The sequence below is a fragment of the Alphaproteobacteria bacterium genome (assembly GCA_016722515.1).
GTDB lineage: Bacteria > Pseudomonadota > Alphaproteobacteria > Rickettsiales > JADKJE01 > JADKJE01.
Map to the genome: position 1 here is coordinate 25418 of JADKJE010000005.1, position 15249 is coordinate 40666.

General features: G+C 45.4%; 17 protein-coding genes. 5 read left to right on the top strand and 12 right to left on the bottom strand.

Features of this window, described 5'->3' with window-relative positions:
• Nucleotides 1-311: 311 nt before the first annotated feature.
• The 4 genes from IPP74_11710 (at nucleotide 312) to IPP74_11725 (ending at nucleotide 5464) form a co-directional block, all read left to right on the top strand.
• Complete coding sequence (locus IPP74_11710; GenBank protein MBL0319934.1) at nucleotides 312-773, top strand: MarR family transcriptional regulator; 462 nt, start codon at nucleotides 312-314, stop codon at nucleotides 771-773.
• Entirely contained in the window at nucleotides 766-1944 is a 1179-nt protein-coding gene (locus IPP74_11715) for an efflux RND transporter periplasmic adaptor subunit (protein ID MBL0319935.1), read from the top strand. Before IPP74_11710 ends, IPP74_11715 begins: the two co-directional genes overlap by 8 nt.
• Nucleotides 1941-4988 carry an efflux RND transporter permease subunit gene (locus IPP74_11720; GenBank protein MBL0319936.1) on the top strand — a complete coding sequence of 1016 codons (3048 nt, stop codon included), beginning with the start codon at nucleotides 1941-1943 and terminating at the stop codon, nucleotides 4986-4988. The genes IPP74_11715 and IPP74_11720 overlap by 4 nt, the downstream gene beginning before the upstream one ends.
• 263 nt (nucleotides 4989-5251) lie before the next feature.
• The gene (locus tag IPP74_11725; GenBank protein MBL0319937.1) at nucleotides 5252-5464 is read left to right on the top strand and encodes a hypothetical protein; all 213 of its coding nucleotides are present in this window, start codon (nucleotides 5252-5254) and stop codon (nucleotides 5462-5464) included.
• Here the strand turns inward: IPP74_11725 and IPP74_11730 are convergent.
• The 10 genes from IPP74_11730 to IPP74_11775 are packed head-to-tail and all read right to left on the bottom strand — an operon-like array spanning nucleotide 5444 to nucleotide 13186.
• A complete protein-coding gene (locus IPP74_11730) occupies nucleotides 5444-7174 on the bottom strand; it encodes a hypothetical protein (protein MBL0319938.1) in 1731 nt (576 codons plus the stop codon). The two genes, IPP74_11725 and IPP74_11730, sit on opposite strands and share 21 nt — an antisense overlap.
• 1 nt (nucleotide 7175) lies before the next feature.
• On the bottom strand, nucleotides 7176-7412 hold the full coding sequence (locus IPP74_11735) for a hypothetical protein (GenBank protein MBL0319939.1): 237 nt from the start codon (nucleotides 7410-7412) through the stop codon (nucleotides 7176-7178).
• Complete coding sequence (locus IPP74_11740; GenBank protein MBL0319940.1) at nucleotides 7409-8899, bottom strand: monovalent cation/H+ antiporter subunit D family protein; 1491 nt, start codon at nucleotides 8897-8899, stop codon at nucleotides 7409-7411. The genes IPP74_11735 and IPP74_11740 overlap by 4 nt, the downstream gene beginning before the upstream one ends.
• Nucleotides 8893-10374, bottom strand: a complete 1482-nt coding sequence (locus IPP74_11745) for a monovalent cation/H+ antiporter subunit D family protein (protein ID MBL0319941.1) — start codon at nucleotides 10372-10374, stop codon at nucleotides 8893-8895. Before IPP74_11745 ends, IPP74_11740 begins: the two co-directional genes overlap by 7 nt.
• 5 nt (nucleotides 10375-10379) lie before the next feature.
• The gene (locus tag IPP74_11750) at nucleotides 10380-10745 is read right to left on the bottom strand and encodes a cation:proton antiporter subunit C (GenBank protein MBL0319942.1); all 366 of its coding nucleotides are present in this window, start codon (nucleotides 10743-10745) and stop codon (nucleotides 10380-10382) included.
• Nucleotides 10742-11161 carry a Na(+)/H(+) antiporter subunit B gene (locus IPP74_11755; GenBank protein MBL0319943.1) on the bottom strand — a complete coding sequence of 140 codons (420 nt, stop codon included), beginning with the start codon at nucleotides 11159-11161 and terminating at the stop codon, nucleotides 10742-10744. The genes IPP74_11750 and IPP74_11755 overlap by 4 nt, the downstream gene beginning before the upstream one ends.
• A complete protein-coding gene (locus tag IPP74_11760) occupies nucleotides 11158-11739 on the bottom strand; it encodes a DUF4040 domain-containing protein (protein ID MBL0319944.1) in 582 nt (193 codons plus the stop codon). The genes IPP74_11755 and IPP74_11760 overlap by 4 nt, the downstream gene beginning before the upstream one ends.
• A complete protein-coding gene (locus IPP74_11765) occupies nucleotides 11723-12100 on the bottom strand; it encodes a monovalent cation/H(+) antiporter subunit G (protein MBL0319945.1) in 378 nt (125 codons plus the stop codon). The genes IPP74_11760 and IPP74_11765 overlap by 17 nt, the downstream gene beginning before the upstream one ends.
• A 5-nt stretch (nucleotides 12101-12105) precedes the next feature.
• Nucleotides 12106-12417 (bottom strand): hypothetical protein, encoded by a 312-nt coding sequence (locus IPP74_11770; GenBank protein MBL0319946.1) that lies wholly within the window; start codon nucleotides 12415-12417, stop codon nucleotides 12106-12108.
• A gap of 1 nt (nucleotide 12418) precedes the next feature.
• Nucleotides 12419-13186 carry a Na+/H+ antiporter subunit E gene (locus IPP74_11775; protein MBL0319947.1) on the bottom strand — a complete coding sequence of 256 codons (768 nt, stop codon included), beginning with the start codon at nucleotides 13184-13186 and terminating at the stop codon, nucleotides 12419-12421.
• Nucleotides 13187-13362: 176 nt separating this feature from the next.
• On the opposite strand from IPP74_11775, the gene IPP74_11780 reads away from it, so the two are divergent.
• The gene (locus IPP74_11780) at nucleotides 13363-14058 is read left to right on the top strand and encodes an RNA pseudouridine synthase (GenBank protein MBL0319948.1); all 696 of its coding nucleotides are present in this window, start codon (nucleotides 13363-13365) and stop codon (nucleotides 14056-14058) included.
• 48 nt (nucleotides 14059-14106) lie between these two features.
• On the opposite strand, the gene IPP74_11785 is transcribed toward IPP74_11780, so the two are convergent.
• Nucleotides 14107-14598, bottom strand: a complete 492-nt coding sequence (locus IPP74_11785; GenBank protein ID MBL0319949.1) for a CinA family protein — start codon at nucleotides 14596-14598, stop codon at nucleotides 14107-14109.
• A gap of 65 nt (nucleotides 14599-14663) precedes the next feature.
• A complete protein-coding gene (locus IPP74_11790) occupies nucleotides 14664-15242 on the bottom strand; it encodes a phosphatidylglycerophosphatase A (protein MBL0319950.1) in 579 nt (192 codons plus the stop codon).
• Between the last annotated feature and the right edge of the window lie 7 nt (nucleotides 15243-15249).

A 15249-nucleotide genomic window follows, 5' to 3' on the forward strand; every position in this document is an offset into this window, starting at 1 on the left:
GTGAATGTCCTACGAAACCTCTGTTTTGGATGCATTGCCTTCACACCGCCCCGGCCTTCGGCCACCCCTACTGGCGGTTATTGCCAGAAGCTTATAGAGGTCTGTACGGAGTTATTGAACAAATCAGATCTACTAACGGTCAGGGTTCTTAAGCTCTACTCGCGCCAAGCAGTAGAGTTAAAAAAGGAATTGCCATGACGTGCCATTCCTTCTTTTTATCGCATGTGATCTCTTGCTTTTCGTGATCTTTAAGGTTTATAATCATTACATAGCTAATGATTAGCATGCTAATAATTATAGAGAGTGCACCTATGCCCGTTTATGATCATGAGAAAAGCATTGGTTTTTTGATGGGGGATGTTTCAAGGTTAATGAAACGAGCCTTTGATACCCGCATTAAGGAGCTAGGCATTTCTACATCGCAGTGGATTGTGCTCATGCAGATTTGCCGTCAGGATGGTTTAAGCCAGATTGAACTTGCTGAACGGGTTGAGATCGAGCAATCGACCCTGGTGAGGCATCTTGATAATTTGCACATGCAGGGGTTAGTAGAACGTAAGCCTGATAGGCTGGACCGGCGTATCAAGCGTGTCTATTTAAAAGATAAAAACCATCCATTGATCAAAGCATTAGAAGTTGAGGCAGAAGAGGCGCGCGCTATGATGCTTGATAAAGTAGGTGATGAAGAATTAAAAAATGCTATGCATGTTTTACGCCATATTAAGATCAACCTATTAAATTATAGTATGAAGGTGGAGAAGCAGAATGAGTAAAGCCAACCCCTATCTAAAGATTCTCGTTACACTCCTAATTATGATGGCTATCGGTGTTGGTGTTTGGTATCGCATGGGCGGTAAATCTTCCCGTGCGCCAGAATCGGTCTTGTCAGAAAAAGCTCAACCCTTAGCAGCAACGAAGGGGAAGGATGCTGCTCCGGCGGCCTCCGTGATAACCATTACAATGGCACCTGTATCCCTTCATGCGGCCCTCTCGGCTGTGGGTACTTTAGAAGCGGCGGAATCGGCTGATTTAAAAGCAGAATATGCCGGCCAGGTCAAAGCCATCCCTCTTCAAGAGGGGCAATTGGTTAAAAAAGGGGATGTGTTGGTGGAGCTGGATGATAGCATTGCCAAAGCAGATCTTGCCAAAGCCAATGCGGTGCTTGCCAATATGAAAACACAATTTGGCCGCTCTGAAGAACTGCAGAAGAAAAATTATATTTCTAAGCAGGAGTTGGATCAATCGAAATCAGGGTACCAGGAAGCATTGGCTGCTGCCGATTCGGCGCGGGTGCGTTATGATAAGACCAAAATCCGTGCGCCATTTGATGGCATTGCCGGTTTAAGGAATTTCAGCGTGGGTGATTATATAGAAGTGGGCAGGCTGTTGACCACGGTTGATAAAATCGATCCTGTAAAAGTGGATTTTATGGTTCCTGAAAAGAATTTTGGTGATATCAAATCGGGTCTTGACGTGACGATCGAAACCGACGCTTTTCCTGGAAAACCAGCGCAAGGTACTATTTATGCGGTTGATTCGAGGATCAACCCTGATACGCGTAATTTTCATGCCAAGGCCACAGCTACAAACCCTGAAGGATTCTTACGTTCGGGGATGTTTGCCAGGATTAATGTGAGGTTAGGGGAACGCACTGGTATTTTGATGGTACCAGAAGAAGCCATTTATCCGAAAGGAACCCAACAGTTTGTTTTTGTGGTGAAAGAAGGTAAAGCGGTGTTGACCAAAATAACACCTGGCCAGCGGGAAAAGGGGGCAGTAGAAGTGGTTGATGGATTGCATGTGGGCGATGAGGTCATTATTGAGGGGGTTATCCGCCTGCGTGATGGGGTGCCAGTAAAGGTACTTGATAAATCAGCCGGAGCCACCAAAGCCGCCAATCAGGCTACTGACCAAAACAGTCATCCAGATGAGAATAAGCCATGATTATTTCTGATACCTGTATTAAACGTCCGGTTTTTGCCACGGTTATCAATTTATTCCTTATTTTGATCGGGGTGGTTTCATTCCAGCGTTTATCGGTACGTGAATATCCTAAAATTGATGAACCGGTTGTGACCGTAGAAACACATTATCTGGGAGCTAGTGCTGCAATTATTGAAAGTCAGGTTACCAAGCCGCTGGAAGAATCCCTGGCGGGGATTGATGGCATTGAAGTCATGTCTTCTATTAGCCGTTCGGAACAAAGCCAGATTACGGTTCGTTTTAAACTGGTGATAGAGCCTGATGCCGCAGCAGCCGATGTACGTGACCGAGTGGCGCGCGTGCGGAAAATGTTGCCTGATGAAATTGATGAGCCGGTCATTTCTAAAGTGGAAGCGGATGCGCAGCCAATTTTATATCTGGCGTTTTTCAGTGACCGACATTCGCAAATGGCAATCTCTGATTTTGCCGACCGCTATGTCAAAGACCGCGTACAAAATGTCACAGGTGTGGCAAGTGCCACAATTGTGGGAGAGCGGAAAAAATCGATGCGGATATGGTTGGATCCTCAGCAGCTAGCGGCATTCCAATTAACGCCTGCCGATGTTGAAAATGCACTGCGAAAACAAAATATTGAAATTCCTGCTGGCAGGATAGAAAGCAGTAAGCGTGAATTTACGGTTTTATCGGAAACCGATTTGCAAACACCTAAACAATTTGAAGCGATTATTATTAAGCAAAATGGTGATTCATTCGTTCGGATCGGGCAGGTCGGTAAGGCCGAAGTCGCCCCCGAAGATGAACGAAAAGTCGTTCGGTTTAATGGCCATAATGCAGTAGCATTAGGAATTATTAAACAGGCAACGGCTAACCCGCTTGAAGTATCACAGGGTATCCGGAATTTAATTCCCAAAATCCAGGCATCATTGCCACAGGGGATGCGCTTAGCCATAGCCTATGATACCTCTATTTTTATCGATCGTTCTATCAAGGCTGTGTATCACACCATTATCGAGGCGATTGTGTTAGTGCTCTGTGTGATTTTCTTATTTTTGCGTAATGTCCGTTCCACCTTAATTCCGATGGTGACTATTCCCATTTCGTTAATTGGTGTGTTTGTCGTTATGTTTATGCTTGGCTATACCATCAATACCCTCACATTACTGGCGATGGTCCTGGCAATTGGTTTAGTGGTGGATGATGCCATCGTGATGTTGGAAAATATCTATCGCCATATGGAAGAAGGTATGCCAGCAATGCAAGCAGCTTATAAAGGGAGCCGTGAAATTGCCTTTGCCGTCATTGCTATGACGATAACGTTGGCGGCCGTGTATGCTCCCATTGCATTTACGGAGGGAAAAACTGGACGTCTGTTTATTGAATTTGCACTTACCCTTGCCGGTTCGGTTATTATTTCTGGCTTTATTGCGCTTACCTTAACACCGATGATGTGCTCGAGGTTATTAAAATACGAAACCCGTCATGGCAAAGCCTATACGCTGGTGGAAGAATCGTTGAAACGCTTGACGAATGGTTATGAAAAACTACTGACTTGGGCGCTTCATCACCATGCGTTTATCTTAATGATTGGCGTGGCAGTGGCGGGATCGGGGGTGGTGTTTGGTACATTATTGAAATCCGAATTGGCTCCTGTTGAAGATCGCGGCAATATCGTTACTGTGACCACAGCTCCCGAAGGGGCAACGATTGATTATATGACCGATTGGATGACGAATCTTGAACCTATTTTTAAAGCAACACCGGAAGTAGATACATATTTTGTGGTCGCCGGAAGCCCTACGGTGTCTCAAGGAATTGCGTTTGCACGGTTAAAGCCATGGGAAGAACGCCATAAAACCCAGCAGGAATTAACCAAGGAATTTACCCCCAAAATAGTTGGAGCACTGACGGGAATAATGGGATTCCCAACCAACCCTCCGTCGCTTGGTGCCAGTATTCGCAGTAAGCCGGTGCAAATGGAATTGTTGACCAATGGCACCTATGAAGAACTGGATGGTTATATCAGTAAGATTTTAGAGGCGGCTTCTAAAAATCCGGGCTTGACCAATGTCGATAGTAACTTGAAACTGAATAAACCCCAATTATCCATCCTGGTTGACCGTGATAAAGTAGCCAGTGTTGGTGTGGATATTGATGAATTGGGACGGACACTCGAAACCATGCTGGGAGGCAGGCAGGTGACCCGCTATAAAGATGGCGGCAAAGAATATAAAGTGATTGTGCAAACCAGTGATCAGAAACGCGAGCGCCCTCAGGATCTGGCTGATATCTATATTCGCAGTAAAAGCGGCGAAATGATCAAATTATCCAACGTGCTGACCATCGATGAAGCTGTGGCTCCGCGTCAGTTAGATCATTTTAATCAATTACGTTCGGCGGAAGTGACGGCAAGTCTTGCTCCTGGCTATACAGTAGGTGATGCACTTACCTACCTGGAAGACAAGGCTCGTGAAATTATCCCATCCACCATGTTGATTGATTATGACGGCCAATCGCGTGAGTTTAAACAAACCAGCTCCAGTATCCTGACCGTCTTTTTATTGGCGCTGATGTTTATCTTTTTGGTGCTGGCGGCTCAATTTGAAAGCTGGGTCAGCCCGTTTATCATTCTGTTGACCGTTCCGCTTTCGATCGCAGGGGCGTTGATGGTTCTGTATTTTGCGGGTGGTACATTGAACGTTTACAGTAAAGTGGGGTTAGTGACACTGATTGGTTTGATTACCAAACACGGTATCCTTATCGTTGAGTTTGCCAACCAGCATCGGCATCAGGGATTGGATGCGTATCATGCCATTTTACATTCCGCAAAATTGCGATTACGTCCTATTTTAATGACCACCGGTGCCATGGTGTTAGGCGCGTTACCTTTGGTTATTTCGCACGGTGCTGGTGCAGAAAGCCGCCAGCAAATTGGCTGGGTGATTATCGGCGGGATGTCGGTTGGAACATTATTTACCTTGTTTGTGATTCCAGTGGTCTATCAGTTGATGGCCAGGTTTACCCGGGTTGAGGAAGAGCTGAAATAAAGAAGCCAGGAGACTTAGGAGTGCTTTACCTTGGCCTGCCGCCAGTCACCTTTTCTCCATCAAAAACTCTGGTTTGTTAAGCAATACGTGCCTACGGATCATGCTGCTTAAAAGGGTTGAAGATTACGGGGTGTGTGGAATAGGTGTTTTTCTATGAAATTGGCCTTCCGTGGTATACAAATTTCATGGATAATTAACCCAACATAAAGGATGATTGCTATTTTTGGGCAACTCATAATCACGCCAAGCTTGATCGTTTAATCTTGAAAGATGGTGTGCATCATGGTTTTGAATTTAAATATACATCGTCGCCGAAAATGACAAAATCATTGAGTATTGCTTTAGAAGATCTTGGACTTGAAACGGCCACCATCATTATTCCTCACGGTGAAGCTTATCCACTCGCTGGACGTGTTCGTGTATGTGCATTAACGGAATTTATTAAAAGCGTGGCGTCATCGATAATAGGTCAGTAAATAAACACCCAGCATAATTGTTAACGATAAGACGCTGACACCAATAGGCCAATTTCTGGCAAGTATACTTTGTTTATGCCCAATCTTAAATACCATGTGCTTGATTCCAAGCAGGAGTGGTATGGTTATTTTTTTACCTTCACGCATAAGAGACATCCATCCATATTCTCCTAAGAGAAGTATATGTCTAAGCACTATGCGGTATAGCCAGTCAATATCGAGGCTTATGCCTTTAACAGGAACCAGCAATGGGTAAACCACAAAAAAACCGATGATGGAATAGAGGATGAGCTGGCATTGATTATACCATTCACCATGCACATAACCATCAAAGGTGAGATGACCAGGCAGCAGTGAGAAAAGGAACTGAGGTACAACACCCAGTATTAAGCAGATAAACGCTGCGATAAACGAAGGGAGTAATAAAGAAAAAGGGGTGCTTTGTTTACGAAATCCGGCATCACGGTTGAAAAAAATCATCCAGGTAAAACGAAAGCCTACCTGTAAAATGCTTGCCGAACCCAGGGTTAAAACAGCAAAGCTAAGCCAGGACTGGTCATAGGGAGCAAGAGACTGCAAGCTTAGATGTTTTGCCACAAAACCGATTGTACCCGGTAGGGCACTTAAGGTCAAAGAACCCACAGTCGATACAAAGGCGAGTGCGGGCATGGTTCGATATAGTCCACCTAAATCACTTAATTTATGTTTATTCGTCACGATAATAATGGTTCCGGCCACCATGGCAAGCAAGGCTTCTGCTATTAGATTTTCAATGGCAAGCATAGCCGTTGCCTGGAGTGTAAAGGACGTTCCTACCCCAATGGTAATAAGCATCAAGCCGATTTGGCTAACCAGACTATAACTCAACATCCGCCTGATATCATTTTCGATGATGGCATAATACATGGCCCACACGGCGGTGATTAAACCGATATAGACCAGTAATTCTACGCCGGGCAAAATAAGTATAAGCGCAAAAATAGCGGCTTTAGTGGTCATGGCCGTTAAAAACACAAAGCCTCCAGGTGAGCTTTCTGGGTAGGCATCGGTAAGCCAGCCATGCAAGGGGAACGCTGCGCAATGGAGCAGCAATCCGAGGGCGATTAAAACGGGGTAGAGAAGTTTCATATTGAAGAAGAGGGAGCTAAACGATGATAATGGTATATCCAAGGAAATAATCGATAGATCGTGTGTGAGGAAAACATGACCGGCGATACCGGCAAATAACACAATTCCACCCAAGAGGTGCATCATGAGATAGCGTCCAGCGGCTTGAAGCGAATGGGGATATTGTGCCGTCATAATCAAGATGGTCGCCAACATGGCCATCCATTCAAAACTGATAAACAATGTTATAAAATCGCCAGCATAGGCAATGGCTAATGCACCTGCGGTGTAGGCATATCCAAGGCTGATTTCCTTAGGCGAAGCTTGTCTGGCTAGAAATAATCCTCCCAACAGGGCAACACAGCTAAATCCAAGTGCAAAAACGGTAGAATAATGTTGAACGATAATGGGTTTAATGGCCATGCCAAACAAGGCCCATTGCCACTGAAGTGATGGGGTGCCGATGGTAGCCAATGCCAAAATAGACACCATCGAAAGGCCAGGAATAATGAGGATAAGTGGCATGCGCAAGGCGCGGGGCGTATACCAAAGGAGCAATGCACCAACGAAAAAATAAAGGCATGGATGAAGCAAGAAGAACATATCAGCGATCCCGATAATAAGTTTCGTGACGTTTCACACAGCGTTGCCATAGACGAGCAAAGACTCCAACCAGTGAGCACACACTTATGCCGATTAATCCAGGCCATAGTGTGAGGGTACTGACCCGAAAACGATCATGGGGGATGAGCCATGCTCCGGCTGTGATCATAATCAACAGGATAGCTAACCAGCGTATACCCGTGGGTGATAAACCAAATTGTCGAAACCAGTGATTCATGGAGTGCCTCCAGGTGATAATGCCAAATGAGCAAGCTGCATGATGCGATCAGGCCATATAAAAAGTAGAATGATAAGACATGCTGTCAGGGTCAAGGCGAGCATCATTGGATAAGGCGATTCGTTGATGCCGGGTACAAAACTTTGATTCACCGGTTTTTTGAAAAAGGCCCTATAGATAATCGGAAAAAAATAAGCGATATTCAGCATTGTGCTGATAAACAATACGATCATAACCGTGGTATTGGCATTTTCAAAAGCACCTTGAAAGAAATACCATTTAGCATACATGCCAAAGGTTAGTGGCATTCCTACCAGTGAAAATGCGGCAATCGTAAAGCAGGCCATGGTGAGTGGCATTTGTAGGCCAATACCGGTAAGTTCGCTGATTTTTGTTTTGTTATGGGTCGTGGCAATATTACCGGCGGCAAAGAACATGGTTATTTTAGCCAGCGCGTGCCCGACCATATGAAGTATGCCTGCTAGTATGGCTTTGGGAGTAAACAGACTGGCTGCCAGAACCACATAGGCCAAATGGCTGATGGTTGAGTATGCGAGCATTTGTTTGAAATCGTCTTTGCGCAGCGCAATGATCGATGCAGCAATCAGCGTGATAATGGCAATCCACGTTAAGACCTCCAGCTCTTGATACGTATGGGAAAGTGTTTGGAGATGCTGGTATCCAAAGATATAGATCACCAATTTTAAAATCGTGAACACCCCTGCATTGACTACCGCAACAGCATGGAGCAAGGCGCTGACAGGAATCGGTGCCACCATGGCTGCGGGCAACCATCGATGCAGTGGCATTAACGCGGCTTTTGAGGCACCATACATCGTCATTAATACGAGAAAAATGGTTAGTTGTGGATCGATATGGTCGCCGATAATGCCACCCTGAATGAAATCAAGACGACCGACATGGAACCAGATGATCAACATCGATGGCAATAAAAAGACCATGGATGGAAATAACAGCATGGCCAAATAGAGACGACCGGCTTTTAAATCGGCTTCTTTTTTACCGTAGGTAACAAGCGGGTACGTAAGCAGCGTAATGCATTCATAACAGATAAATAACGTAAAGAGGTTGCTGGCTAATGCGACCCCCATGGTACTAGCAATAGTCAATGCTATATACGCAAAAAAGCGGGTTTGTCCGGGTTTGTCATTGGCACGCATGTAACCAATGCCGTAAACCGACGTCATCAGCCATAATACCGATACCAGTAAAGCAAAGAGCAATCCTAATGGATCAAGGGCAAAGGTGACATCCACGTGAGGAATGATATTAAACCAGGTGATAAGAGGAGTATAACCATCCAGATAATGTGTTATCAGTAAATACACCACGATCACTAGGCTAAAACTGCCAACGACCATCAGTGTGTCGCGTATATTGGCATAGCGACCACAGAACATGATCAGCAATGCGCAGATAATCGGTAACACGATAGCCAGTGATAACAAAGAAAAAAGTGTTACCATGTTGCCCCCTGAATAAAATGAATGGCAACCTTTTCGGCAAGATAGACACTAAAGCTGGTATCAATCCCGACATAAATAACGGCACCGGTAAACATCCAAATGGATAGCACCATACTTAAAGGCAGAGGTTTTGCTGCGCTGATGGGATGCAGTGTATCTTTCACATACGCGGCTTCAACCAGTTTCCAACAATAAATGCTGGCCATGATGGTCGAACCCAAGATCGCAACAACCGATAGCCACATGTCCTGACGAATAGCAGCAAATAGAAAATACCATTTAGACACAAACCCGCCGGTAAAAGGAATCCCGACAATACTGGCACAGGCAATAACCATTGCAGCCATACATAAAGGCATTTGCTTAGCTGAGCCGTTTAAATGATACAAAGAGGTATCCGCTTTTTGCCAAAGCAAAGCGCCGGCTACCAGGAACAAACAGCCTTTAGCAAGGCTGTCATTGATCATATGGGTAATGCTGGCGGTTAACCCTGTTTCGGTAGCAAAGCTAAAGCCAAGGATGATATAGCCCACCTGGGCGACACTTGAAAATGCGAGCATCCGCTTGACATCTGTTTGATAAATGGCCAGCAACGAGCCAGCTAGCATGGCCAGAATTCCTAGGCAACCGGTAATGGCAGAGAACGGAATATCGTTAAAGGCGAAATCAAACCCAAACAGGGAAAAAGTGATACGGATCAATACGTAGAGGCTGATTTTGGTGGAAGTAGATGCCAGTAATGCCGATATGCACGCTGGTGCATAGGTATAGGCATTAGTCAGCCACTGATGGAGTGGGAAAAGCGCCATTTTCATGGCAAGGCCAAGGGTGATAAACGCAAAAGCAGCCTGAAGTGGTTGAATGTCATGCGCCGATTTAATACGCACGGCTAAATCATCAATATTGAGTGTGCCGGTCATGGCATAAAGCAAGCCAATGCCAATCAAATAAAAGGTGGCTCCAATTGTTCCAAGTACCAGATATTCAAAACTCGACATTAAACTGCGCCTTGATTTACCCATGGCGATTAGGGCATAGGTGGCAAGAGAGGCAATTTCAAGGAATACGTATAAATTAAAGGCATCATTGGTTGCAAGAATGCCATTGATGCCCGTAAGGTAGAGCATGACAACCGCATAAAATACGGATTGTTTTTCCTTTTGAATTTCTATGGTAATGCTTTGGGCAGCATAAGGAAGAATGACGGAGGCTATAAACGTCACCAGCACTAACATCATTGCGTTAAAGAGGTCAATTTTATAGCCAATACCCATCGGAACCGGCCAGCCTCCAAACATATATGTAACAGGTCCACTCACCAGCACATGATGGAGAAGTGTCACCGCGATGGCAAAACTAGCCCAGCAGGTTAAGGTTGCCGCACCCCAGGCCAGACGGCGATGACTAAGCAGTACGCACAGGGGGGCTGCACATAAGGGTAAAAGAACAATGAGGATGATGAAATAATCAGGCATAGGTACTATTCATCCATCTGTTCAACAATGTCATGTTCTTCAATCGTGCCATAGCTTTCTTTAATGCGAACGATAATAGCCAGCCCTACAGCCAGTACGGAAACCCCTACGACAATGGCTGTTAGCATGAGTACATGGGGCAATGGATTGGTATAGAGTATGTGTTCATCGGTAATGATAGGAGCTTGAGCGCCGTTTATTTTACCAAGGGATATATAAAGTAAGAGCACAGAAGTTTGAAAAATAATCAGCCCAACCATTTTTTTGACCAGATTGGTTTGCGTGATAACCGCAAAAAAGCCAATCATCATAAGCAGGATGCTGACCCAGTAATGGGCATGGCTGATAATAAGGTCTAGAGTGAGATTCATGCTTTTCTTCCTGCAAAGAGATAATAAAATAAGACAATAACGGAGAAGACAGAAAGCCCCACACCTAATTCAACCAGAAAAATCCCCAATTGTTGACCAGATTGTGTCGATGTTGACGAAAAGAGATGGTAATCCAGAAAAGCACTTTTCATGGCTATGCCGGCAAATCCTGTGCCGGCATAAATGAGTATCCCGATACAGGTAAATGCTTTAATCATATCAAGTGGAAGCCATTGCTTAGCTTTTTTTAATCCAAATATTTGTGCAAGCAAAATAACGGCTGTAGCCAAAATAGCACCGGCTTGAAAACCACCGCCTGGTGTTGACTCACCATTCATTTGGATCTCAATGGCAAATGTCAGCAAGAAGGGAAACAGGAGTATCGAGATGACACGAAGGATAATATGGTGGGTCATACAGAATCACTCCTGTCTTTTGTTGGCGTGGTTTTGATTGCCGGACGACCTAATAATAAATAGACGCTTAAACCGGCTCCCACCACGACAACGGTTTCACCTAGTGTGTCGTAAGCACGGTAGCTGGCTAAAATGGCAGTCACACTATTGGGAATGCCGATGGCATGGATGGTTCCTTTAATGTAATCAAGGCGCAAATACGCATGTGCTGGAGCAGATACATCGCCAAAATGGGGAAGGCCTAAACTGGCGTAAATCAACGTGCTGCCGGTGAAAATAACAGCCAAGGCTGCACCGGTGATAAGCCACCATGAGGGTTTAGGAGGTTTGATGCTTGTCCCTGTGAACACAAAGGCGGTTAAAATAAGAATGGTGCTGATGCCCGCGCCGATAGCCGCTTCGGTCATGGCAACATCTGGCGCGGCAAGTACCAGATATTCCATCGCCATAATCAAACTGAAGAAAATCAGCATCACGGCACTGGTGATAAGATTTTTGGCACTAATAGCGGCTAGTGCGATGATGACCAAGAATAATAAAAACGTGATATTTAATATCCATTCAGGAGTGAGGAGCATGTGCCGGGTCCTCCTTTGCGATTTCGTGAGGTGATTGATCGGGTGATGATTCTGTTTCAGGCTTATCTTGTTTTAATCCCCACGGAACTAAGCCAGAGGCATGAGCTGCTTTTGCCAAAGCATGGCAGGCGGTGGGGCCGGTGATAAACATAAAGAGAGCAAGCATAACCAGTTTGATCGTAGCTGCAGTGGTTCCTACGAAGCAGGCGGTGCCCAAAATCATTAAAGGTGCGCCGAGGGAATCACTGACTCCAACCGGATGTAGCCGTGTATAAAAATCAGGCATTCGCAATAGTCCAACACTGCCTGTGAGCATCAGTAATGCACCAGCAATCAAAAGAATATATCCGGAAATAATCATGATACTCATGCAATTTCCTCGTTGTCTAGGTGTGTGGGCTGAAGCGCGTCAAGAGGAAGTTCATTGAACGTTCCATATTTATAATAACGAAGGAAGGCAATGGTGGCGATAAAGTTTATAAGTGCGTAGACCAGGGCAATATCAAGGTAAAAATCATGATGGGTCACAACGCCAACCAACCCAATCATGATAACCGTATGCGTTCCAAAGCTATTGCATGCCAATATACGGTCAAAACTGGTAGGGCCAGCAATGCTGCGAATGATTGTACATAACATGCTTACCAGGACAACACCTAAAATGACGAGTTCTATCATATTAGCCCCCCATCATTTCAATTTTGCGGTTCATGGTGCCTTCGACAAGATCATCCATACCTTCTTTGGTTAAGCTGTGAACCAGCAACCTTCCAGGTTGTACAGCAATCGTTACGGTTCCTGGCGTTAGAGTGATTGAATTACCAAAAATGGCAAGCCCTAGGTGGGTTTTTTGATTAGCGGGAACCCATTCCATTTGCGGACAAATACTAGGTTTAATCTGCCAGACCCGCCAGGTGACGTCCCAGGCAGAGAGAATAATGGATTTCAGCAACCACCGGCTATAGGCAAAGATTTTATACGATAAGCCATGGTCAAGCGGTTGATCAAACGTTTGGTTGAGTCGGTAAAGCACACGGGTAGCTAAGAGGCTGGTGACAAAACCGGCCAGAAGCATAACTGGGGTTTTGTGTCCTGAAAGAATGAACCAGGTACCAAAAAGAACAGCTATCCATGTGGCTATCCTGAACACGCGTTGAAACCGTGGGTGGCGCCATAATTTCAGTAGATAGCGGGCGGCAAAATTTAGCATGACCAGGATGATGTTTTTCCATAGATAACGGCTCAGCATCAGCGAGGTGGCGATCGTCGGTTTAATAATACGTAGATAGAACAATACCGAGACGTTCCATACAGAGATTACTGTTTTTTCTATGATATTAAACCAAACCCAGCATGCTCCCCAGGCAGCCATAAGCGCCCATGTTTTGAGGCGGTGCCCTGCATGTCGAATTGGCGTATAAATACGTTCTAAAGTTTCCCTGTCCATGATTCCCGATGTCATTTCTAGATAGCGTTATTGATTTAGTGTAGCTACTTTGAGATGCAGAGGCAAGTGTGGTTTTAAAGGAATTTAAAATTGTTCAAGTCATTTAAGGCTTTTTGAAGTATACTAAACCAAACGAAGTGGCATAAATCCTTGGGGGTTCGCAATCGCGAGATCATATGAAGACTAAAAATACACACGAACTTTTGCTCTACCGAGACGGCCTTATGCTGATTCTTAACAAACCAGCCGGAATTCCAGTCCATGCGGGTCCAAAAGGCGGACCTAACATGGAAGATTATTTTCCTGATTTGCAATTTGGCCTTCCCAATCCACCTGGGTTAGCCCATCGATTAGACCGCGATACCAGCGGTTGCCTGATTTTAGGCAGGCATCGTCAAGCGCTGAGAAAATTGGGTAATTTATTTATGCAGGGCCAAATCACTAAAACCTATTGGGCGGTGGTTGAAGGCATACCCGCTGAACCCAAAGGCACGATTGACAAACCACTCCGTAAAAAAACCAGCGACACCCGCAGCTGGTGGATGGAAATCCATGAAGAAGGGCAACATGCCGTAACGGATTACGAAGTGTTGGGGAGTGCTGATGGCATTAGTTGGCTGGCACTGTATCCTAAAACAGGTCGGACACACCAGATCAGGGTGCATTTAGCTTCTTTGGGCTGTCCCATTATCGGTGATCCTGTTTATGGTAATAAAGAGATGAACCTCACGCGCAAAGGGCCCCCCATGCAGTTGCATGCTCGGGCAGTCAAAGTACCTTTGTATGAGAAAAAAGAACCTATTCTAACCGAAGCCCCACCTCCAGAATATATGCAGGTCTTTTTGAACGCGTGTGGGTATAAAGCTGCTTAAAAAAATAAGCTTTCATACCGCAAAAGCGGGTAAGCGGGCAAATTGTTTCTAATGGACTAATTCCGCGATCATACCAATAGCTTTCTCAACGGTCGCCAATCTAACAAGGCTTCGATCACCTTGAAATAGACAGGCTTGATGAATGGTTGGCATCTGTCGCGATGCTATAGCCAGATGCACAGTGCCAATTGGTTTATGGGGCGTATCACCGGTGGGGCCAGCGATGCCAGTGACAGCGATACAATAGTGGGCTTGAGAGTGGTTAAGGCCACCTTCGGCCATGGCGATGGCCGCTTCACGGCTCACGGCACCATATGTTTCTAGTAAAAGGGGCGGAACCCCTAACATCTCCATTTTAGCTCGGTTAGAATACGTGACAAACCCACGGTCAATGACGTCAGAGCTTCCAGGAATCTCGGTTAAAAGGGCGGCGATGAGACCTCCGCTACAGGATTCTGCCAGGGCAAGCATCAGAGATTTCTGACGGCATATCGCTAAAAGTTGTGCGGCTTGAGTCAGTAGATAGTCAGGGAATGCCATATCGAACTTTATAAATCGTTATCAATCATTATCAATCGCTATGAATAGAGGGAACATAAAGAGAGTTATGGGGTAACGGGGTGGTTGTGAATGAGAGCATAGGCTAAGAATATAAAAAGAATATGAAGGGTAATGGAGGCAAAGACGGCGGCCACTATATCATCGAACATAACACCAAAAGCACCATGGATGCGCTGGTCACACCAGCGGATTGGGAAGGGCTTGAGAATATCAAATACCCTGAATGCAGCAAAAACAGCTAAAAGCATAAGGGCGCCGTAGTACGGGGATTCCATATAGCAGACGGCCAATGGTTTAAAGGTCATGATCATAACAGCGAGCATCCCCACCACCTCGTCAATGACAATTTCAGAGGCGTCATGGGTTCTTGTTGCTTTCATATAATAGTGGGTCGCAATGGAGCCAATGGCCAGAAGGCCTAGGGTAATCAGGCATAATAAAATAAAGGTAAGTGGCACGGCACCAAATGAAGCACCTAGCAGAATAGGGATGGGGAGGGTAAAAAAACTACCCCAAGTACCCGGAGCAGGTTTCATCTTTCCAGAGCAGAACCAGGTGCAGATCAACGTTAAAGGATGATGCCATGGGAGGCTGCGTGCAGGAGAGTAAGAATGGTCAAGCATACGAATT